This is a genomic window from Kitasatospora sp. NPDC041917 (genome assembly GCF_055589745.1).
Genome location: NZ_JBVJBI010000115.1, coordinates 1 through 1,553, shown reverse-complemented (window position 1 = coordinate 1,553; position 1,553 = coordinate 1). Strand labels below are relative to the sequence as shown.

Genomic DNA, 1,553 nt, shown 5'->3' with positions numbered 1-1,553 from the left:
TGGGTGGGCGGCCTCTACTCCGTGGCCTACGAGCGCAGCTACCGCGGGCTGCCCGTGGCCGGCGGCGACGCGGTCGTCCTCGCCGACTCCCGGGGCACGGTCCGCGCCCTGCAGTCCGCCGCCACCGGCCCCGTCGGCACCTCCACCACCGCGCGGATCGGCGCGGAGCAGGCGGAGAGGACCGCCCGCACCGAGCTGGCCTCCGTCGACACGGTCGAGTCGCGCCGCCTGGTGGTGCGGGTCAAGGACGGCAACAGCCGCCTGGCCTGGGAGACCGTCCTCACCGGCCACAAGGGCGCCGCCCCCAGCCGCCTGCACGTGTTCGTCGACGCCACCACCGGCGAGGTCGCCGACAGCTACGACGACGTCCACGCGGGCACCCTGAACAGCGAGTGGAACGGCCCCTCGCCCACGATCGCCACCACCGGCTCGGGCGGCTCCTACACGCTGCGCGACCCGAACCGCCCCGGCCTGTCGTGCGCCGACTACGGCACCGGCCAGGTCTTCTCCAAGTCGAGCGACTCCTGGGGCACCGGCAGCGCCTCCAGCAAGGAGACCGGCTGCGGCGACGCGATGTTCGCGGCCCAGAAGGAATGGGACATGCTCCGCGACTGGCTGGGGCGCAACGGCCACAACGGCAACGGCGGCAGCTGGCCCGTCAAGGTCGGCCTGGGCGACGTCAACGCCTACTGGGACGGCAGCACCATATCCATCGGCCACAGCCAGGCCAACAAGTGGATCGCCTCCATCGACGTCGTCGGCCACGAGTTCGGCCACGGCATCGACCAGTACACCCCCGGCGGCGCCAACAACGAGTCCGGCCTGGGCGAGGCCACCGGCGACATCATGGGCGCCCTCACCGAGGCCTACACCAACGAACCCGCCCCCTACGACTCCCCGGACTACACCGTCGGCGAGACGGTCGACCTCGTCGGCAGCGGCCCGATCCGCAACATGTACAACCCCTCCCTGGTCGGCAACAACCCCAACTGCTACTCGGCGTCCATCCCGAACACCGAGGAACACGCCGCGGCCGGCCCGCTCAACCACTGGTTCTACCTCCTCGCCGAGGGCTCGGCCCCCGGCGGCGGCAAACCCACCAGCCCCACCTGCAACAACTCCTCCGTCACCGGCATCGGCATCAAGGACGCCGGCCGGGTCTTCTACGGCGGCATGCTCCTCAAGACCAGCGGCATGACCTACAAGCGCTACCGCACCGCCACCCTGACCGCCGCCAAGAACCTCGACCCCACCTGCACCTTCTTCAACCGCGCCAAGGCCGCCTGGGACGCCGTCGGCGTCCCCGCCCAGACCGGCGACCCCACCTGCACCAACAACGGCGGCAACGACTTCTCGCTCTCCCTCGGCCCGGCCTCCGGCTCCGTCCGGCCCGGCGCCTCCACCACCGCCACCGTCGCAACCACCGTGACCTCCGGCACCGCCCAGACCGTCACCCTCACCGCCTCCGGCCTCCCCACCGGCGTCACCGCGAGCCTCAACCCCTCCACCGTCCAGGCCGGCTCCTCCGCCACCCTCACCCTCAACGCCTCCGC

The 1,553-nt window shown here is 72.1% G+C and carries 1 protein-coding gene; it reads left to right on the top strand.

Going from position 1 to position 1,553, the window contains the following annotated elements; translation table 11 throughout:
* Window positions 1-1,553 (top strand): M4 family metallopeptidase (locus tag ACZ6EM_RS40405; RefSeq protein ID WP_465774682.1); only part of this gene is annotated, 1,553 nt, incomplete at both ends.